Origin of the sequence: Paenibacillus sp. FSL F4-0097 (assembly GCF_038593125.1) — a bacterium.
GTDB lineage: Bacteria > Bacillota > Bacilli > Paenibacillales > Paenibacillaceae > Paenibacillus_AQ > Paenibacillus_AQ odorifer.
Window position 1 is genome coordinate 5006903 of the sequence record NZ_CP151965.1, and the last position, 20306, is coordinate 5027208.

A 20306-nucleotide genomic window follows, 5' to 3' on the forward strand; every position below is an offset into this window, starting at 1 on the left:
TTGCTGTAATTAATTACTGCAAGCCCTGCTATGACCCTTTTTCCAGCATTCCAGCACGGTAAGTGTCCTGTCTTCATAGCAGAAGCTCACGAGATCGGCAGGCGCTCCAGCCCTTAGCCCTATCGCCTGTTCCAGCCCCAGCAGTGTGGCCGGATGAGCAGAAGCACAATCCCAGGCTTCATCCAGCCGGGCTAATCCAGCCTCCGCAAGATAGGCTACCTGATCTGGAAGCATCATGGCGGAACCTGCAAGCAGCTGCTGATTGCCAGCCAGATGCAGCCGCCCTTCTGCTGTTAATACAACCTCTCCACCAATGTGCAGGTGATAAGTTCCCGGCGGCATTCCGCTCAGTGATACAGCATCGCTGACCAAGATGGTGCGGCTGCGCTTCATCCGTAGGATTACTTTCAACAGAGCAGGTGGTAAATGTTGGCCATCTGCAATCATACAGCCGTATAGTTCATCCGCCGCCAGCTGCTCCCACAAATAGTTGGGATGACGGGGCAGCGTCAGATGTGTGCCATTGCCGAGATGCGTAGACATCACCGCTCCTGCGGCAACCGCCTCCCTTATCTGTTCGGGAGAAGCTGCTGTATGCCCGATGGAAACAAGGATGCCTGATTCGCTGCACCGGGCGATAAATGCAGCGGCGTTTGGCCATTCCGGGGAGACGGTGAGGATACGGATAAGCCCTTCAGCCGCTTCCTGCCAGCGGCACAACATATCCCAATCCGGCGGGCCAATATGTTCCCTTGAATGGGCGCCGCGTGGACCCTCTTCTGCTGATAGAAAAGGACCTTCCAGATGAATTCCTACAATCCCCCCAGCATCTTCCGGATACAGCGAAGCGGCTTCCGCAATGGCGGAGACCGCTTGAGCCAGCGCTTCTTTGCCATTAGTAATCAGAGTTGGACAATAGCTGGTTACCCCGTTTCCTAGCAGAAGTCGGGACAGTTCCAATACCGTAGCAGGCTGCAAAGGCAACGTGTTGAGATCCAGCCCCCAACCCCCGTTCACTTGCAGATCCACCAACCCGGGTGCCAGCCAGGGCCAATCGGCCATGGCTGGACTCTCCGCAAGTTCGGTGACCGAAGTGATTTGCCCGTGCTCGACACTCACCTCAACCGGCAGCCCAGTCTTGTAGTGCTTTCCTTTAATTGACACGTTCATAGGCCGAAGGCAGCCCGATCCGTGAACATCGTGATCTCCGGATGGGTTCGCAGAATAGTAGCTGGACATGCCGTGCTGATCGAATCATGGAGCGCCGCCTGTAAAGCATTGCGTTTGGACACCCCAGGAACAATTCCGTACAGGTGACGGCCAGCCAGCAAGGCTGGTACCGTAAGCGTCAGCGCATGGGTTGGCACCTCGTCCAGCCCGGTAAAACAACCGTCATTCACCTGCTGGCGGCGGCAGGCTTCCTCCAGTTCGACTGCTTTGACCAACTGCGGGTCGGTAAAATTAGCAACTGGCGGATCATTAAACGCGATATGCCCGTTTTCCCCGATCCCGAGGCAAACGATATCAATAGGAGCCTCGCTCAACAGGGCCGAATATCTCTGGCATTCCTGCACCACATCAGCGAGACCATCCAGCAGTTCTACCCGGCCAGGGTTAACCCGACTATATAGCCGATCTGTCAAAAAACGGCCGAAACGCTGGGGAGCCGAAGCCGCAAGGCCAATGTATTCATCCATATGAAAAGCATTGACCCGGGACCAATCAATTCCCTGCTCCCGCACCAGCCCCTCGTAAAGTTCATTTTGCGAAGGTGCGGCAGCAAACACGATTCGGACCTGACGCGCGGAATCTTGAAGCAAAGTTCTAATTTTCTGCGCAACCTGCGATGCCGCCGCAGCGCCCATTAGGCTACGATCTTCATAAACCTGAACGGACATCTGCTCTACTTTGTGTGTCTCTAACGGTTTAATGATGTCATTCATCCCGTTCATCCTTTCCGGGCAACTATTGTCCTTGGCACCAGACAGATTAATTCCCGTTTAACTGAATGTTCTGAACACGCTCGTAAGCTTCCTTATAAGTGCTCAACAACTTATCCACGCCGAGATTGTTCATCTCCTCCACATATTTGTCCCAGTCGGCCAGCTTTCGGGAGCCGGTTACAAACTTGGCAAAGCTTTCATCGCGGTGTTTTTGGATCGCCTGGCCGGTAATCGCAATAATTTCATTCTCTTTCTCCGTAAATGCAGGACGCGGCTGCATCATGGACGGATCATATTTCGTTGCTTCTTCAAAGGCATACTTCAAATTGTCTGAGAACAACGACAGATGTGAGCCAAAGTCGATCCATGTGTACGTTCCGCTAGTCTGAAGTCCTGTCTGCTTCCGCATTTCGATCACATCGTTGTACTCTGGTTTGAACTTAATCGTGTCGCCTTCCTTCACATACGTCTCGCCCTCCACGCCCCAGCTGCTGAGCGTACGTCCCTCTTCGGAATAGAAAAAGTCCATATAGCTCATCACATCATCGATGTTCTTTGAGGTTGATGCCACGGTTAGGCCACCTTCCATATAATGAAAATACGGGTTCAGTTGCTTGCCGCCGGCAATGCCCGCTGGAGGAGCCATAAACTGCATGTTGAAGTCCGGATTTTCTTGCTGCATCGCATTGTTGAAAAAATCGATCCGGCTGATGTAATCAATGGTCACAAACGATTTGCCCGTGGACACCATGTCCTGCCATTGCTTAGTTTGCAGAGATAGAAAGTCAGGCGGAATCAGCCCTTCGTCATAAAATATTTTCCACATGCCAACCATTTCCTTGTAACTATCTTCCGTAGGCCCAAAAAGCCACTCTTTTTTATCAAAATCATAATAAGCCCCTTCACCTGTCCCGTAATTCACAGTCATATTGGCATTCATTTCATCAGGAATTTGACCGTAACGGATCGAGAGCGGATAGCTGTCCGGATATTTCGCCTTCAAGGTTTTTAGAGCTGTATGCAGCTCCTCATATGTGGCTGGTGCCTGGATTCCTTCTTTGTCAAAAATGTCTTTACGGTATAACCAGATCATGCGATTCGTCTCGCCAAAGCCCTGATTCGGGAACATATACATTTTGCCATCAGCAGACAGTGCAGCCTTCGCTTCCTCTGGATACTGCTTTACCCAGGCGGTCAGATTCGGCATTTTGTCCATATACTCCATCAAATCCACCAACGCACCCTGTTGCCCGAATTTATTCGATTCTTTGCGGTTAGGCATATACATCAGATCCGGCATTGCCTTCGAGGCAATCGCCAGGTTCAAGCTCTCTTCAAGCTTCCCTGAAGGGGTCTGCACCTCGAGTGTGACACCGGTTTTCTCCTTCAGCCAGCTCCAAATGGGCCAGCTTTTCGAATAAGGGAACGTAGCATTGTTGTCTAAGAGCGCAGTGAAGGTTTTTTCCGTTTTGGACGAATCAGTAGGTGAAGCGGTACTGCTGCCCTGAGTATTACTCTGCGGCGAGGTGTCATTGCCCCCTCCGCTGCAGCCAGTTACTACGGTTGCTGCAATTACCAGTGGCAGCAGTACAGATTTCCATTTGTTCATTACGATCTCTCCCTTATTCTGAATTTGTGACGGTTCCACCCACCTCAGCCTTTAACCGCGCCAATCATGGCCCCCTTAACGAAATACTTCTGCACAAATGGATACACAATCAGAATCGGAAGCGTCGAGACCATAATCGTCGCGTACTTCAGCGATTCTTCTATCACCATGTTGTCACCTCCAATGCTAGTAACATCTCCCGAGCTAGCACTGCCAGCCAGCACCAGATTGCGCAGCAGCACTTGCAGCGGGAACAAATCCGGTGAGCGCAAGTAGAGCAGCGGGTAAATAAAGTTATTCCACATGCCAACCGCGTAAAAGAGTGCTATGGTGGCGAAGGAAGCCTTGGAAAGCGGAACAATAATACGGATAAATATGCCGATATCATTCAGTCCGTCGATGCGGCCTGACTCCTCCAGCTCTTTAGGAATGCCGGAGAAAAAGGTCCGCATCAGAATCAGATTCCAAGTGCTAACCGCCCCCGGCAGCACCATGCCCCATACGGTATCGACCAGATCCAGGGAGCGAACCACGAGGAACGTAGGAATCATCCCTCCACTGAAAAACATCGTCACCACAATCAACAGGGTGAAGCTCTTGCGCAGCGCCATATCACTGCGTGAGAGTGCATAGGCACCCGTGGAGGTGACCACCAACGAGATAAAGGTGCCAAGCACGGTGTAAATGAGTGTATTTTTGTAAGCCACCCAGATTTGCGAATCTCCGAGTACAAGCTTATACATATTCAGGTTAAAACCCTTAGGCCAGAAAGAAACTGTATTCTTCATGACATGCACATCACTACTGAGAGAGACAGCGAGCATATGCAGGAACGGATAAAGCGTGACCACCACAACCACGAGAAGGATAAAAGTGCTCACGACATTAAACCAGGATAAACGGGGTGATCTCATCACCACACCTCTTTTCTACCATAAACTTGTCTCGCTTACACGACGGCTGATGTAATTTGCTGTATAGATGAAGATCAAGCTAATCACGCCCATGAAGAGATCAATAGAAGCGCCATAGCTGAAGTTCCCCTGCACCATACCCACCCTATAGACATAAGTACTGATAATATCCGCTGTGTCGTAGATCGCCGGGTTCTGCATCAGGAACACCTTCTCGAAGCCAATCTCGAGCACTTTACCGATATTAAGAATCAAGGTGATCACGATGGCGGGTGAAATGCCGGGCAAGGTGACATGCCATATTTTACGCATGCGGCTGGCTCCGTCCATATCAGCAGCTTCATACAGCTGCGGGTCGATAGCGGTCAACGCGGCCAAGTAGATAATGGTCTCCCAGCCGATATGCTGCCAGATCTCCGACAGGACATAAATACCGCGGAACAATCCAGGTTCGTTCATGAAATTGATCGGTCCAATCCCTATGGCACCAAGCAGATTATTAATCAGCCCTCCGGTTGGGGATAAAAACATGATCACCATACTGGCTACAATGACATTTGAGATAAAATGCGGAAGATAGCTGACGGTCTGCACAACACGTTTGAAAGCAGCCTTGCGCACCTCATTAAGCAGAATCGCCAGTAGAATTGGTGCCGGGAAGCCGAAAAACAGCTTATATAAACCAAGCAGAAAAGTATTTTTCATCAGCGGCCAAAAATCGGGATTCTCAATAAACATCCTGTAATATTTGAGTCCCACCCAATCGCTGGCCCAAATTCCTTTAAAAAGATTGTAATCCTTGAAAGTGATAACTAATCCAAACATCGGTGCATAGCGGAAGATCAAATAATACAACAGGCACGGCAGGAACAGCAGCCAGAGCGCCTTGTTTTTATTCCACGTTCGAAGGATTCCCGCTTTGTGGCGTTGAGGTCGTTGGGGTCGCCGGTGCACTTTCTTTCGCATTTTGTCCTGCACTACGCTAGCTTGAGCCATATGCATGTCTCCTCTTGTTAAAATGATCATAAATCATATAGATGTCAGATTACTTCCCCCTTTTTTCTGGGATTTATCTCCGAATTATAGCTGCATTTCTTTGGAAAGCGCTATCTACATGTTATATAACATTTCGCCTTAACTGCGGATTTCCATAGAATAGCGTACAAATCAGCAAAATTGCATATTGTTGGTGTTAGCTTTTTGCCGCTATGATAGAATTAATCCAATTCATTTACGGGTGCATCCAAAGGGGGCTACATATGAAGGGATCCGTTACAGGCAAATTTGCGCTGAATGCCCTGTTCGTTAAGCTGATGCTAAGCTTCCTCAGTGTCATCTTGATTTTGGCATCATTTAATCTGTTCTCCCATCTGTATTTAAGTGGAAAAATCTATAAGGAGATGATCCGTCAAAATGAGCTTGGACTCGCACAAACGGTCGAAGGCTACGAAAATCATTTCCGGTTGACCCAGAACATGATTCTTGCCCTCACCCAATCCGATTCATGGACCGCCAATCTGGGCATTTTAAGCCACCTCAAAGAGAACCGTCGATATGATATCCCGGCAGAAGTGACATCGGATCTCTCAACTTTGTATGCTAATCCTTTTCTGCATATCGAAAATTTCATTCTTTATTTTAAAAAGGAAAATTATGTACTGGAGAGGGAGGGCCTAAGCAGCGCCGCAGATATGTTCGGTAAATACTACTTCAGTGCAGAATACCCTCCGGAGTACTGGAGCCGGCAAACGATGGACAATCAATTTTTAAAAGTCATGCCCGCCGTAACCTTTACCGAGAAAACTATACATTCCACCCGTACGCTCGGAAGGTTAATGCCAGTGCTGGTCAAAGCGATTCCTTATGAGGAAGTGTATGGGATTGTCATGCTGAATCCGCAGCTGATGCAGGATACCTACGGTGATGCCGGCAATACCCCATTCTATATTCTGGATGCACAAGATAATTTATTGTTCTCTACATCAGATGTTAAACTGCAAACAAGCCAGCTTCCGGAAAGTAGCAATGCCCATGAGCGGGTCGGAGATCAATATTACTTCTATGAAAAAGGTAAACAAACCGGATTCACCTATATCCGAGTGACCGAGGTGGCGGCTATTGCCGCGGAAATGCGTGGTATGCAGCTATTGCTGGCTGTGTTACTCTCTGCGGCAGTACTGATCAGTGTTCTCTCATCCCTGATCTTCAGCCATCGGCTTAACCAGCCGCTCCAGCGCCTGATTGGTGCCTTGGACCGTAAAGCGGGCAGCCGGCCAGAAAAATTGAGCAGTGTGAAGGAATTCGCCATTATCGGCGACCGCCTGAGCTCCATTTTGGAGAATAACCGATTCATCCAGACCGATCTTGATCATAAGAACTCACTGGTACGCCAATATGCCTACACTCATAAAGTGAAAAATATCCCGCTGAGTAAAAGTCTTGCGGAGCTTGAAGATGTCCGGCAATCCGAACTACCCTATGCCTCCATTCTGTTCAAGGTCAGCTTCAAAACCTTGCCGGACGAATTTGAGAAACACACACTGATGTTATGGAAACTAATCCAAACCTTGATCACCGGAGGTGAAAGCGACAGCGTCGCACTCCAGCCGGAGCAGGATCAGCTCTTGCTGCTCCTGTTCAACCCCGGACCGCAGAGCAGTTTTCTGCAGGCTCTTGATACACTGAAAGAACTGCTGGATTCGGAGACATCCTTATACCTGACTATTGCTGTAAGTCCGGTATATTCAGGCGAAACCTCATTTACCGATGCCTACAATAATCTATCGATGTTGTTAAATGAGCGTAGATTGAACGGGGAAACACAAATTATCGTAGAACCTAGAGCCTCGTCCGCCAAATCCTTTCATTTAAAGGTGACCCACGGAGAGGAGCTGCACAATCTGCTGCAGTCTGGCAATGAGGAGGCTGTATTCGTTTGGCTGGATCGTCAGCTGGAGCAGCTGCAGCACAAGGACGCAGCGGCGGCGGATTTTCGGGCATTTGCCTTGGGAGCAGCGGAACAGACGAGCAAAACGGTGACGAAGCTGAATCTGCCCCAAGCGGAAGCGGAGCGTCTCTTACCACCCCGACTAGAGCCATTTAACGCTTTCCACTCAATGGATCAATACAAGGAATGGCTGCGTGATCTGGTTCGTCCTGTGCTCGTGGTCATCAGTAACCGCTCGGAGTCGCGCGACCCCATTATCAGCTTTGTGCTGGATTACTTAGACAAACATTACGGCGAGGACATCAACCTCAACCTAGTAGCAGACAAGTTGAATTTAACTCCAGGTTACCTGTCCAGCATTTTTAAAGAGAAAACAAACATCAACTTCAGTGAATATCTGAACAATCTGCGGATTGAGCGGGCCAAAGAGCTGCTAATGAATCTGGAACTGCGGATTCAGGATATCGCGCTTCAGGTTGGTTATCAGAACGTAAATTCCTTCATCCGTATGTTCAAACGTTGTGCCGGAATAACTCCGGGGGAATACCGCAAGCGCTATTCCCGTGATGATTCACTCCCCTCCTCCGGCCTTGGCTTATAAAGGGGCTACATTGCAGAGGAGAGGACAAAAAAGGCCCCCATTGGCTAGGGGCCTTTTTGTTGTAAAGATTTGCAATCAGAATCCCGTTTTCGGAATCTCTATTGGCACAATATTATAGGGTGCTGTCCTCCCCGTCCGCACCTGATACATCTGGTCATGGGCCTTTTTCGCTGCTTGCACGAAAGGTTCATATGGACGGTTGCAGACATCCACTACGCCGATTTGATAGTTTTCTCCGTCATAACGTCCAAGCACAGGCTGATCATTCCATTGAAAATAATGAACTCCGATCAGCTGCGGGATGGCTGCCCCCTGCTCTACATAATAACGGTAAGCTTCACCGCGCTCCTTCTGAGTTGCCACCGCACGGATCCCATAAGCCAACATGCCGCCTTCAGCCGCACCAAAATGATATTCCCCAATCATGACTGGTTTGTTCAGTCGTCCGCTGATCTGGGCGATCTGTTCCTTGTCAGGACTGAACTGATAGCAATTCATAGAGAATACATCAAACCATTCGCAGCCCTCCAGCACTTCATCACTGCCAACCCAGGCATAACGCATTCCCAAATTCAGATGATTCGGATCCGTCTGCTTGCAAAGACGGGCTGGCACTTCTACATACCGCCGGATCATGATCCGGTTGAACAGGTTATAATCCACTTCTCGGGCAGAAGTGAGATTATCCCCGGTTACATTCACATTCGATACATCGTATAAATCCTCGAATTCTTCAAAAACGCTATCCCACGCCATGTTTAATTGCTCCACTGTTTTGTACTTTCCTGCAAGGCAGCGAATGAATTCCTTCTTACTGGCATAACGGACCGGAGATTTCAGCATCTGCCCGGTCAAATTCAACCCATCCACGAATGCCCAATGCGGCTCATTGCGCATGAAATAACCGACCATTCTCTGGTCTTCCCTTAATGGAAGAAGCTGCTCCGCAAAGCTCCCGGCATTCCGCTCATACTCCGGGCTAAACACATCCGGGAAGTCCCGGAAAATAGATTGCTCCGTCATAGGAAAGTCCACTAGAGGATAAACATACGGAAGCTGAGATTCCTTAATGAAAAGATCATTGGACCAGTTACCGATGGTGTTGAATCCCCATTGTTGTAAGCGGAAATTCGTCATAGCCACCCAGTTAGAACGCCACTCCGCCCCAAAAGCAGTGATCAGATTAGCAATCTCGAAGCTGAATTCCTCGCCATCCTGTGACCAAGCTTCTTGATAGATTCCTTCCCGCTCCGGCAACGAGGGTATCAAGTGTTCCATGCCAGTTACATGCATAGAACAGGCTGGACCCACACAGTCCATCCCCGTACTAAACAGGGCATAACCCTCTGGATCAACGAACCACCAGCGGCTGCCGTCAAACTCCGTGCGGAAATATCCAGTTTCCGCAAATCTTAGCGCCCTACAACCCCCGTACCTGCTGAGGTCACCTCCACTGTGATCAACTTGTGCCGCAAGTTGCCGCTCTGCGCGCAGCCGTTCCGTCAACGCTTCTGCATCAACCGTTTTCCCTGGCCAATCCCTTCCCTTTAATTGGCCCAGATCATCTATATATGGTTGCTGTTCATACTCAAAGGCAGGCTCAGTTAAACTTAGAGCCAAGCCACTAATTTGCACAGCTCTACTTGTTGTTGAAGGGAGAGTAGCGATAGAGAATCGGGTGATATGCTTGCGATCGATGCCTGCATCTCCCCGCAGTACTGTCTGCATCACACCCGGATAACGGGGAAGGAACAACTTCTCCCCATTTAAATGAATCAAGGGTAAACAAATTTTCGTACGCACACCAGGTAAAATTCCTACATGATAAGTAATGACGCGATGATCCCGATCATAAAAACTGAATAACAGCACCAGAACATCATGGCTTTCATGGTAAACCTCCGCATTAACGAAACCATAATCGCACCAAGCGGCGGATTCCAGCTGCCCTGGCTGAAGCTCAAATCCACCACCTTCTGGTGTAGTGATTAACTGAAACGCCTCAGAGGAAGTCGCAGTAAGTTGTGTATGAGGGGCACTTTTAAACCATTCCATAGGGAAGGAGACAGATAAACTCATCGGTATACCTCTTTTCTCTAAACTGTTTACCTTACTGAAATCAGTTGAAAAAGCTGCGGGTCTGCACCTATACGGGGATCATGGCAGCGTTTGGATTCAAGAAACACACAACCCCAGCCCCCATGCTGTTCTCCTGCTACGGTAAGAACTCTTCCGTCATTGCTCCCAATAGTCAGTGAACCTGCTTCTGTCTCTGTAAGCAACCATATAAACTGATCTTCGTTGTCCCGAATAGGCTCCAGCAGCAAGGAATTCAACGGGCCAATAGATAAGACCTTTACATTGTTTCGAATTCTTGCCCTGCCCTTCTCCCCGTATTCAACCGTCCATCTCTGCTGCTGATCTTCATACGAAATCGTACGGACTTCGACGTTCAGGGTCTCCTCATGTTCAATAGATTGATTTCCCGCCGCCAGATAAAGCCCCATTCCTAAGCTTTTCAATCTGAACAGACCACTACCAGAGCCGCATTCCACAGCTACGATTCCCTTCCTAAGGTCAATCACGGTTCGCTCTGCCCAGTCAAGCTTCATTTCCCGGTCAAGCTTCATTTCCCGGTCAGAAGGAAAGCTGAGCGGCAGAAATACATAGGAAGAGGCATAATAATCCGCAGGGTCCCAGCGATCCCCAACATACAGGTAGGAGCACTGGTCATTGTCTGTTCCTACAATAGGAACTATAAAAGCAGGCTGGCTGTCGTATGTAGTGATGTCGCCCAAAGGCAGCAAGGGTGACCAACGACCAAATAATTCCTCGGACCAGGCATAGGTTCCTTGGTTAGGCAACCAGCCCGTACAGGCGGACGAGATGAGGAAATATACACCCTGACGTTTCATTAATGCAGGTGCTTCACGCGCTTGTCCGGGCCACAAGGTCTTGACCTGTTCTTCTATGCTGAGGTAATCAGGTGACAGACGATACATAATAAGATCAGCATTTTCCCTTGCCGCGGAGATAAAATAAGCCGTCCCATCGTCATCCTGGAACAAGGTGCAGTCACGAGACATGTTACCTATCGGATTAAAGCTGCCCCGGTAAACATAATCCCCATCTACCGTCCCGCAATCAGCGATCGCGCAGCGCGCATCAGAGTAGTCGCGTCCATTTTCCCAATGCATCCACATAACAAATCTCCCTGTAAGTTTGTTGTAAAGTACTTTTGGGCGCTCAATTACCGCACCCGTTTGGCGACCCTCCCTGTCCAAGGGTTCAAGCTCTAATGTGGTGCGATGATAAATCGGCTGTACCGGTGAATCGAGTGTGAGCACATCATTGCGCCATTCCCAATTCACTAGATCCACAGATCGGTAGCAGCTTACTCTCCGCCGATCCATCCGGTTCTCACCAAACCAGTAATAATATCCATCCGTATAGAGCATATGTCCACCATGTGCATGTACAGGATTTCCGCTCATATCCAGAAGTGGAGCGCTATTTAGTAGGGTGACTGTATTCGCGTTTCCGTCCATGATTATCCTCCAGAGGATCAGATTTTTATACAAAAAAGCAGGTTCGGCCAAGGATGACCTTAACTGAACCTGCTGTTCTTGCGAACTTATTTCAATCCCATCTGAGACATCACATCCACCTTGCTAGCATTGTTATACCATTCGTTGATTTCTTCGGAAATTTTCGTACCGCCTTTGTCATGCCATTGCTTCACGAAGTCATCGTACGCAGTTAGCGGCTCTTTACTGTAAATAATTTTGGTGAAGGTTTCCTTTTCCATCGTATTCAGTTGTTCCCAGGTTGTCTGCATAGTCTTGGTAGGAGGACCGTTAAATGCATTTGGAAGCAGCGACTCTCTATTCTCATAGGAAATCACATATCCCTCTTTGGCTGTTTCATCATTTGAAGCCGATCTGATCAAGACCCCATTCTCGGCTTTTGCACCTTTGGAAAGATCATAAAAAGATTTACCTGGACCATCAACACTAGGTGTATTTTTGGTAAAAGCCATTTTCCCTACACCTTGAGCGGCATCCAAAGGAGTGTTGAATTTTTTTGAATCGAATACCACTTCATCGCCTACGATGTCATAATCATATCCCTGAGCATAACCATATTTGAAATCTCCGGTACCAAATGCTGCATCGTAAAGCTTGTCATAATACAAGAAGAAAGCTTCCATATTGTTGAAGTCTTTATTAAACATAAAGACACCATCGTTCTGTTGACCGGATTGGTAGGTTCGATCCCCACTTACACCGTTGATTGTTGGGTAAGCTTTGATTTTAGCCCCTTTTACGTTAGTTTCCACATCTTTAACACTGCCGTACAGCCAAGGACGGCCAATAATAATCCCTGCTTTACCTTCAGTGAAATCCGCCAGTGCATCCCATGCACCCTGTGTAGCCAACTCTTTATTTAAATACCCTTTCGAGTACCAATCGCGTAGTTTAGCTAACGCATCTTTTGTCCCATCAGCGACGGAACCGTAAGTGAGTTTACCATTGTCGTTATACCATTGGCCGGGGAGACTCTTCCCTGTATAAGCACTAAAAATCATTACAGAGTCGCTTACCCAGCCCGTGTTGTATGAATCTTTTCCCGAGAAATCAAATCCATAAGTATCATTTTTTCCGTTACCGTCCGGATCATCATTCGTAAAGGCAGCGATAACCTGTTCAAATTCATCTATATTTGTTGGCGCTTTTAAATTTAATTTATCTAACCAATCTTGACGGATAAGCATAACTTCACCTTCAGTAAGATTGGGCGAAATCGCCATCCCATAAACCTTGCCATTCTGGATAACCGGGTTGAACGTTGTTGGATATTGTTTATATATTTCTTTCAGACGCTCAGGCATGTATTTGTTTATGTCTTCCGCAATATCTTTTACAAGTCCTGATTGAATCAAATCATTTTCTAGTGAGGTGTCATACACTGGCAAAACATCTGGGAGCTTCTCGGAACCAGTGAGCGCTAAACGAAGTTTCGTATTATATTGGGAGGCATCACCGCCCAAAAGAGTAGTTTGGATGTTAATCCCTAGATTCTCGACACCCCAGCGGGTCAACACATTATCATTTAAGCTCTCCCCGTTGATATATTTACCGGCATTCTCATCTTGTTGCTTGGCGATGTTGATAGTAATAGGAGGATCGTATTTGCCGTCTTTGAGAACCGCTTCTGCCGCATTAGATTCTTTACCGTTTGAGCCGCAGCCCGCTAGCAATCCTGCCATCAATACTGTAGTCGTTATTAAGGCCCCTGTTTTTTTCATCAATAAGCTCCTTTGAATTTAAGTTTTATATGTTGGTCACGTTATTCTTTTACAGCACCCAGAACGATGCCTTTGACAAAGTACTTCTGTAGAAATGGGTACACAAGGATAATGGGCAGTGTGCTAATAAAAATTTGCGCAGCTTTGATACTCTGTTCTGACAACGCGGCTGCTTCTGATTGACTAAGTGCCATACTCTGCGCTGAACCTTGTACAACTACAGTCTGTAAGAATGAAGCTAACGGATAGTCCGTTGTATTCGACATATACAAAATCCCATCAAACCATGCGTTCCAGCTCCCTACCATGATAAACAATCCGACGGTTGCTAGACCGGGAAGGGAAAGTGGAAGATAGATTTTCCGGAAAATGACGAAGAACGAAGCCCCATCGATAAATGCCGCCTCTTCAAGCGCCTTAGGGATTGTTTTAAAGAAATTCATAATCAGAATCAAATTGTAAGCTCCGAAGGCACCGGGAAGAACGAGCGACCAGATCGTATCCTTGAGCCCAAGTTTCGTAACCAATATATAAGAAGGAATCAATCCACCGGAAAACAACATCGTGAATATAAAAATCCACATTAAAGCATTACGCCCACGGAAATCTTTGGACAAGGCATACCCTGCCGTTGTAATAATAAACATGCTAATTAACGTCCCCAGCACCGTCCGGACCACTGAGATTCTCATGGAGCCTGTAAAATTCGTGTTTTTAAAAGTTTTCACATAGGCTTCGATATTAAAGTCCACCGGCCAAAAGGATACCAAATTCCCATTTACCGCTGTCTTACTGCTAAATGATTGTGCTAGCAAATGAAGCATAGGCAATAAACACGATAAGGCTACTAGAATCAGGAGGATATGATTGAAAATCGAAAATATCCTATATCCCTTGGATTTATAATACACTCCCATTCCTCCTAACTGTTTTGAAAGCTTAACAACTTCGACTTAAAATATTTTGTAGTTAGCTACCTTGTAAGCAATTCGATAGGAAATTACGATTAAAATGAAACTGATGCCAGATTTAAACAACCCAACAGCGGTACCAAAACCGTATTGGCCATTCAATAAGGATGACCGGTAAACATAAGTATCGATGATATCTCCCGTACTATATACGAGTGGATTGTATAAGTTAAAGATTTGGTCAAATCCTGCATCCAAAATATTTCCAAGGCTTAACGTCGCAATTACGATGATCATCGGCATCATACTCGGTAAGGTAACATGTCGTATTTGTTGGCGGCGTGACGCGCCGTCTATCTCGGCGGCCTCATAATAAGAAGGGTCGATCCCTGTGATCACCGCTAAGTAAACAATCATGCCAAATCCGAAGTTTTTCCATAAATCACTGATGATGATCGTCGGTCTGAACAGCGTAGGATCGCCCAAAAAGAAAATGGGTTTTAGTCCGAGGAAATTCGTAAGAAAATGATTTATGCCCCCGTCAAGACCCAGGATATCAATCATGATTCCGGCAACGGTTACCCAAGAGAGGAAATGCGGTAAATAGACCAAGGTTTGAATACTCTTTTTAATCCCCATGTTTCTAATCTCGCTTAGCAGAATCGCCATAAAGATAGGAACGATAATTCCCACTATAATTTTGATTACAGCAATAATGAGGGTGTTGATAATAGATTGTGTCGCCTCTTTATATTGAAAGATTCTTGCGAAGTTATCCCAACCAATCCAAGTTGAACCTGTAATTCCAAGCCAGGGCTTGTAATCCTGAAAGGCCATCACTAATCCGACCATAGGACCGTAGGCAAAAATTAGAACGAATACCAAAGCTGGGATACATAAAACATACAATGGCCAATTTTTTTTGATTTCCTTTTTCCAAGGATTTTTTCTGCTTTTTTTAACGTTGGCTTTCTCACTCCATTTGAGCTGGGTATTCATTATCTGTGCTATTGTGCTTACCCCCTTTTACATTCTTGGCTGCTAATTTCTTTCTGGTTTAATGTTAACAAAAGCGCTTTCATTCGAAAATGTCTCAAATTAAATATCATAACCACTCGCTAAACATCTTTATAAACGCTTTCATTTTGCGAGAGCTCTTCCCTTTTTCTTTTGGAATATATGGCTTATGATGAATTCACACGAGTCCTAGCGACAGGAGTAATGCTTATGATTAAAAAAGTAAATATGAAACGATTCATATATTTTTTCGTTTTTTTCCTTTTACTGACCTTAAGTTTGTTTTTCGTAATGAACTCCCTAGGTTCCAAAACCATTCAAGAGAGCTTGGTTAACTCCTCCAAAAATCAGCTAGCTTATACGGAAAGCATACTGGATGGCATCATCTCTGAGGCAAGTTTGTATGGCATCCAATATACAGCCGACACCTCCGTACGTTTCTATCAAAGCAAAATACAAGAGATGAACAATTACGATGCCCAGATGAAAAAAAACGATATCTATGACCGCATATCAGCACCACTTCTCTCCAGTCAGGCGATTGAATCTATCGGTATCTACTGGAAATCGGACGGCACTTTTATTTTTACGGGTCATGATTCGCTTGCCAAACAGCCCTTTCAGAAGGTCACGCAGCGAGGCTGGCAGATTGTTAATAATAATTTGTATTATTTTTCAATCTACCCTTATATTCATGAGCCTAAGAATCCTGCCAATATTCAATACATTGTGGGCGTTAAGCTGAAAAAGGAGTATTTAACAAGTCTTTTAGAAAAAGCAGTGAGTGGCGGTGAGAGCTCCAATGCCTTTTTGCTTGTAAACAAGAGTTTGATGATTAGCAATAAAGCGGTGGATATTCGAATCGAGGAAAAAGCCAAGGAGACGATAACACCCAATGCACATGAAATTCTAAAGTTTGACTATCATATCAACGATGACGATTATTATGTTTTATCGAAGTATATTGAGCCGATTGATACGTATCTAGTTACCTATACGCGAATGAGTGATTTTTTGAATCCGCTTAACCGGAATAAACAGGTGTTTTTTGTCAGCATCTTAATGATCTTGATCATTGGCCTTATCGTGATTTTTATGTTCTATCGAAACTATTATCGCAATGTATATCTGCTCGACAAGAAATTCTACCAAGTGGAACAAGGGAATTACAGCACCAGAATTAGTGAGAACCCGGACAATCAATTTTATAGTCTATTTAAAAGCTTTAACCACATGGTCGCCAAAATACAGGCTTTATTCGCTTCATTAAAAATAGAAACCGAGCTGCGCAGAAACGCGGAAGTGAAACAGCTGCAGGCTCAGATCAATCCACATTTTCTTTACAATAATCTGTTTTTCATTATGGCTGTGGCAAAAACTTCACCGGAAGCCGTAATGCAAATGAGCAAACATTTAGCAGAGTACTATCGTTATTTAACAAAAATGAATTCAGATAATGTTACGTTGGCTTCTGAATTGCAGCTTGCCGATCATTTTTTATCCATCATGTCACTTTCCAAAAAAATAAATTATGAAATCAACCTGCCCCCTGAACTGGGAGAGCATCTGATTATGCCACTGATTATCCAGCCTATGGTCGAGAACGCGATTCAGCATGGGATTGAAGAACAGCAAGGGGCTTATCGCGTTACTATAGATGTAAAAGAACTTGATACTGGAGCGTTAATTATTGTTGCCGATGACGGTAAGGGGCTTACTGCTGAGGAAATACACCAGCTAATGGCCAGACTTGAGAATGAATCCCCCCCTGAAGGATCAAGAGGAATTGGTCTTTGGAACATTCATCATCGCCTCAAAAATGCTTATGGTGAATTAAGCGGGCTGCGGTTCTTCATCAATGACTGGGGCGGTTTATCCGTGCTGGCATTCATAGATTTCTCGCTGGATGAAGGAGGTCAATATGCGATTATTGATAGTTGATGACGGGCATTACATCGTTGAATATTTAAAACACCTGCTGGATTGGAACAAATTTGGGATTGAGCATATTGAGACGACAACAAATTCGATTGAAGCCAAGGAGCTATTGAATCAGAATCATATAGATATTCTTATTACAGATATTCGTATGCCCGAGGTATCCGGCATTGATTTACTGCATCATGTTCATGAAAAAAAGCTCAAAACCAAGGTGATTTTTCTTTCCGGTTATTCTCAATTTGATTATGCACAGCAAGCCATCCGTCTGGGCGCTTTGGATTATTTACTCAAGCCGGTAGATAAAGAGGATATGGAAAAAGCCATGAGTCAAGTTATTAAGAGTATCGCTGAGAAACCCTCAAAAACCCCAGTGGCAGAGAAAAAGATAGATGGGCTAGGTTACCTGCTTTCTGTTATTAGCGAATTTTCCCCAATACGTAATGATTACAGTACATTCGATTCTACCTTCCGGAATGAGCATTTTTGCTTTTTTCATGTCTCAGGGGCTAGTGGGAAAGATGAAATGATGTTAAAAGATCATAATGGTGAACGAGACTTTATTTGGATCACTCCATCAGCCATTACTGGAATTATTCCAGAATCCAATACCGAAACTGTGGCAAACAGTATCGATTCCATTTCTTTTTCCGAGCCGTTTGAATTTTCTCAGAAGCATGCTGTTCGGCATATTTTTTATCATTTCTTTTTTAATGAAAATGTTGGGACCAATGACTTTACTATGCTGAGTACCTCTAGTGCTCTCCCTAAATTAGAGCTTGGAGAATGGGAACAAACCAGAAAAAACATTTTAAAAAACTTTGCCAAGCTCACTGCAAAAAAACAAAAGCTCCTCTATCTGCTCGAATTCATTAATTTGCTATATTCCACAACCGATAAAATCCAATCAGCTGAGGCCGCAGACTGGATTTTCAATCAATTATCAGAGCCAAATACGGCTCTTCAATCCATCTTGCAAAGCCTCACCCAATTAGATAGAAGCGCTAAATTTTCCAATCAAAATATTGTTCATACCATTCAAGCCTATATCTCCAATCATATTAGTGAATGCTTGAGCCTGGAGGACTTAGGGAAAATTGTTCACCTCCATCCTGTTTACCTGTCCAAATTTTATAAGCAGGAGACGGGCGAAAATTTATCGAGCTACATTTCTTCTAAACGCTTAGAAAAGGCCTCCAAGTTATTGATCGATTCCAACTTACATGTGCTCGATATTTCACATCTAGTCGGCTACAAAAAGCCACAATATTTCATTAAGCTGTTCAAAGATCAGTATGGCATTACGCCTTATCAATATCGAAGACAGCAGATTAAATGAAACAAAAATTGAACAGATCAGCAAAAAAGTTTACACTTTGAATGAAGTAACGAACCATGGAAAGGAAACCTGCTAATGTTGCGCTCCTCCTACACCATTCGCTCGGAAGAACAAGCTTCTATGCTTCTGTTTGATTCAATTGGCTGGGAACAAGCCGAGACTCCGGCATATTCATTTAACGGCCAGAACCGGACGGAGAGAAGTTGTGTTATTTTTCAGTACACCTTATCTGGAGAGGGTAGAATTGAAATAGACGGGGTTGTTCACCCATTAACGAAGGGCAAAGCTTTCCTAGTGACTGTCCCCAGTATACACAGATATTATTATCCGGAGGAAGGTACAGAGCCCTGGGAATTCATTTGGCTGAATGTACGAGGACCTCTAGCTATTTCACTCTGGAACCAACTGATCGCACATGGCGGTCCCATTATAGAACTCCCTCAGGAATCGGTTCCGATGGATTTATTGTGGAGTATGTTCAAGGACATACAGGTTGATGAGGAAAGAGATTTGCATTTTCTAACGGGGAAAACCTTTCAGTGGATATTGTCCATGGAGAAATACCTCAAGAAACCGAATTTGTTAACCACCTATATAAAAAATGACAAACTTCATGCTGCTATACAATTTATGAAAAATGATCTGCACAATAATAACCTTAGCTTAGACGATGTCGCCGCACATGTTGGAATTTCCAAACATCATCTTTGCAGGCTATTTCAAAAAAACATCAATCTTTCGCCTTTTGAGTATTTAAGAAGGAGACGGATCGAGCTGGCAGCATCTATGCTGAAAACAACAGATCAGACGATCTACCAGATCGCCGTGGATACCGGATTTGACAATGCCAGCTATTTCGGCAAAGTCTTTCGTTCCTATTTTGGAGTCAGCCCCTCCACTTACCGCGAGCAGGATCTGGAGTTCCTGTCCAAGCATGTGTTTTTTGAAAATTGATGTTGCTCGGCATAACCGTTCGGCTTCGATAGAGCTGAGTGGCATGCGTGGCGTGCTAATTCGGGGCCGGGGGATGCAAGTAGTAACCATTCAGATTTGGTGGCGCCAACTCAAAACCATCCCCCGCCACTTTCGGACCCCAATGACGCTATTTGCCAAGTTCTCGCCTTTTGAGCACAGTTTCGGACTCCAGTGCAGCTATTCCTTCGAAAGATGTGCATATTTGGTACTTTTCGAGCCAATAGCGACTATGCGGTCCGATAAAACTCCAAATGTGTGAAAAGACTGCGATTAGCGGCATATGAGTCCGATAGCACTGTGTTGGTTGGGTAAGCAACTTGCAAGTCGCACCAGTTCGCGTACGCTAGCCCAGGGCTAGCAAAGCATCTTGCTAAACACCCTAATTCGCGTACAGCAGCACCGACTCACAACCAGCCCCCGCCACTTTCGGACCCCAATGACGCTATTTGCCAATTTCTCGCCTTTTGAGCACAGTTTCGGACTCCAGTGCAGCTATTCCTTCGAAAGATGTGCATATTTGGTACTTTTCGAGCCAATAGCGACTATGCGGTCCGATAAAACTCCAAATGTGTGAAAAACGAGCGGTTAGCGGCATCTGAGTCCGAAAGCACTGTGTTGGATGGGTAAGCAACTTACATGGTGCACCAATTTGAGCCCGCCGGCTTCAGTATAAACAATCAGCTCCAGTGGCGCCAAGCTACTTGCAAGTCGCACTAATTCGCGTCTGGTAGTCCCCGGCCAAGTAAGCATATCTCGCAAAGCGCCCCATCCAATAACAGCTTCGGGCGCGCAGCTAGTCACAAA

The 20306-nt window shown here is 45.8% G+C and carries 14 protein-coding genes; 4 read left to right on the plus strand and 10 right to left on the minus strand.

Annotated features, from left to right (window positions below):
- Positions 1-9: 9 nt before the first annotated feature.
- Genes MHH86_RS22545 through MHH86_RS22565 form a run of 5 tightly spaced genes read right to left on the minus strand, consistent with a single transcriptional unit; the run spans position 10 to position 5432 of the window.
- Positions 10-1170 carry an amidohydrolase family protein gene (locus tag MHH86_RS22545; protein WP_339809590.1) on the minus strand — a complete coding sequence of 387 codons (1161 nt, stop codon included), beginning with the start codon at positions 1168-1170 and terminating at the stop codon, positions 10-12.
- Positions 1167-1952 (minus strand): glucosamine-6-phosphate deaminase, encoded by a 786-nt coding sequence (locus MHH86_RS22550; RefSeq protein ID WP_342479430.1) that lies wholly within the window; start codon positions 1950-1952, stop codon positions 1167-1169. Before MHH86_RS22550 ends, MHH86_RS22545 begins: the two co-directional genes overlap by 4 nt.
- A gap of 37 nt (positions 1953-1989) precedes the next feature.
- The gene (locus MHH86_RS22555; protein ID WP_339809584.1) at positions 1990-3552 is read right to left on the minus strand and encodes an extracellular solute-binding protein; all 1563 of its coding nucleotides are present in this window, start codon (positions 3550-3552) and stop codon (positions 1990-1992) included.
- Between the two features lie 44 nt (positions 3553-3596).
- On the minus strand, positions 3597-4466 hold the full coding sequence (locus tag MHH86_RS22560; RefSeq protein WP_036683160.1) for a carbohydrate ABC transporter permease: 870 nt from the start codon (positions 4464-4466) through the stop codon (positions 3597-3599).
- 15 nt (positions 4467-4481) lie between these two features.
- Complete coding sequence (locus MHH86_RS22565) at positions 4482-5432, minus strand: ABC transporter permease subunit (protein ID WP_051491278.1); 951 nt, start codon at positions 5430-5432, stop codon at positions 4482-4484.
- A gap of 293 nt (positions 5433-5725) precedes the next feature.
- On the opposite strand from MHH86_RS22565, the gene MHH86_RS22570 reads away from it, so the two are divergent.
- Positions 5726-8014 (plus strand): AraC family transcriptional regulator, encoded by a 2289-nt coding sequence (locus MHH86_RS22570; RefSeq protein ID WP_339809581.1) that lies wholly within the window; start codon positions 5726-5728, stop codon positions 8012-8014.
- 75 nt (positions 8015-8089) lie between these two features.
- On the opposite strand, the gene MHH86_RS22575 is transcribed toward MHH86_RS22570, so the two are convergent.
- The 5 genes from MHH86_RS22575 to MHH86_RS22595 all read right to left on the minus strand — a co-directional run bounded on the left by MHH86_RS22575 (position 8090) and on the right by MHH86_RS22595 (position 15232).
- A complete protein-coding gene (locus tag MHH86_RS22575; protein WP_342479431.1) occupies positions 8090-10069 on the minus strand; it encodes a beta-galactosidase in 1980 nt (659 codons plus the stop codon).
- Between the two features lie 50 nt (positions 10070-10119).
- Positions 10120-11562: a family 43 glycosylhydrolase gene (locus MHH86_RS22580; RefSeq protein WP_339809577.1), complete on the minus strand. Its 1443-nt coding sequence runs from the start codon at positions 11560-11562 to the stop codon at positions 10120-10122.
- 86 nt (positions 11563-11648) lie between these two features.
- Complete coding sequence (locus MHH86_RS22585) at positions 11649-13322, minus strand: hypothetical protein (protein WP_076100980.1); 1674 nt, start codon at positions 13320-13322, stop codon at positions 11649-11651.
- Between the two features lie 41 nt (positions 13323-13363).
- Complete coding sequence (locus MHH86_RS22590; protein WP_036683169.1) at positions 13364-14239, minus strand: carbohydrate ABC transporter permease; 876 nt, start codon at positions 14237-14239, stop codon at positions 13364-13366.
- Between the two features lie 36 nt (positions 14240-14275).
- Positions 14276-15232, minus strand: a complete 957-nt coding sequence (locus MHH86_RS22595; RefSeq protein WP_081382600.1) for an ABC transporter permease subunit — start codon at positions 15230-15232, stop codon at positions 14276-14278.
- Between the two features lie 228 nt (positions 15233-15460).
- On the opposite strand from MHH86_RS22595, the gene MHH86_RS22600 reads away from it, so the two are divergent.
- The 3 genes from MHH86_RS22600 (at position 15461) to MHH86_RS22610 (ending at position 19481) form a co-directional block, all read left to right on the plus strand.
- The gene (locus MHH86_RS22600; protein ID WP_076219545.1) at positions 15461-17191 is read left to right on the plus strand and encodes a histidine kinase; all 1731 of its coding nucleotides are present in this window, start codon (positions 15461-15463) and stop codon (positions 17189-17191) included.
- A complete protein-coding gene (locus tag MHH86_RS22605; protein ID WP_076147909.1) occupies positions 17172-18527 on the plus strand; it encodes a response regulator in 1356 nt (451 codons plus the stop codon). Before MHH86_RS22600 ends, MHH86_RS22605 begins: the two co-directional genes overlap by 20 nt.
- Positions 18528-18602: 75 nt before the next feature.
- Entirely contained in the window at positions 18603-19481 is an 879-nt protein-coding gene (locus MHH86_RS22610) for an AraC family transcriptional regulator (RefSeq protein WP_036683178.1), read from the plus strand.
- The last annotated feature ends 825 nt before the right edge of the window (positions 19482-20306 follow it).

Coding starts and splice junctions, on each gene's coding strand:
- MHH86_RS22575 (WP_342479431.1), bottom strand. CDS start 10,069: ATGGAATGGTTTAAAAGTGCCCCTCATACACAACTTACTGCGACTTCC.
- MHH86_RS22570 (WP_339809581.1), top strand. CDS start 5,726: ATGAAGGGATCCGTTACAGGCAAATTTGCGCTGAATGCCCTGTTCGTT.
- MHH86_RS22610 (WP_036683178.1), top strand. CDS start 18,603: ATGTTGCGCTCCTCCTACACCATTCGCTCGGAAGAACAAGCTTCTATG.
- MHH86_RS22545 (WP_339809590.1), bottom strand. CDS start 1,170: ATGAACGTGTCAATTAAAGGAAAGCACTACAAGACTGGGCTGCCGGTT.
- MHH86_RS22585 (WP_076100980.1), bottom strand. CDS start 13,322: ATGAAAAAAACAGGGGCCTTAATAACGACTACAGTATTGATGGCAGGA.
- MHH86_RS22565 (WP_051491278.1), bottom strand. CDS start 5,432: ATGCGAAAGAAAGTGCACCGGCGACCCCAACGACCTCAACGCCACAAA.
- MHH86_RS22595 (WP_081382600.1), bottom strand. CDS start 15,232: ATGAATACCCAGCTCAAATGGAGTGAGAAAGCCAACGTTAAAAAAAGC.
- MHH86_RS22560 (WP_036683160.1), bottom strand. CDS start 4,466: ATGAGATCACCCCGTTTATCCTGGTTTAATGTCGTGAGCACTTTTATC.
- MHH86_RS22550 (WP_342479430.1), bottom strand. CDS start 1,952: ATGAACGGGATGAATGACATCATTAAACCGTTAGAGACACACAAAGTA.
- MHH86_RS22580 (WP_339809577.1), bottom strand. CDS start 11,562: ATGGACGGAAACGCGAATACAGTCACCCTACTAAATAGCGCTCCACTT.
- MHH86_RS22555 (WP_339809584.1), bottom strand. CDS start 3,552: ATGAACAAATGGAAATCTGTACTGCTGCCACTGGTAATTGCAGCAACC.
- MHH86_RS22600 (WP_076219545.1), top strand. CDS start 15,461: ATGATTAAAAAAGTAAATATGAAACGATTCATATATTTTTTCGTTTTT.
- MHH86_RS22605 (WP_076147909.1), top strand. CDS start 17,172: ATGCGATTATTGATAGTTGATGACGGGCATTACATCGTTGAATATTTA.
- MHH86_RS22590 (WP_036683169.1), bottom strand. CDS start 14,239: ATGGGAGTGTATTATAAATCCAAGGGATATAGGATATTTTCGATTTTC.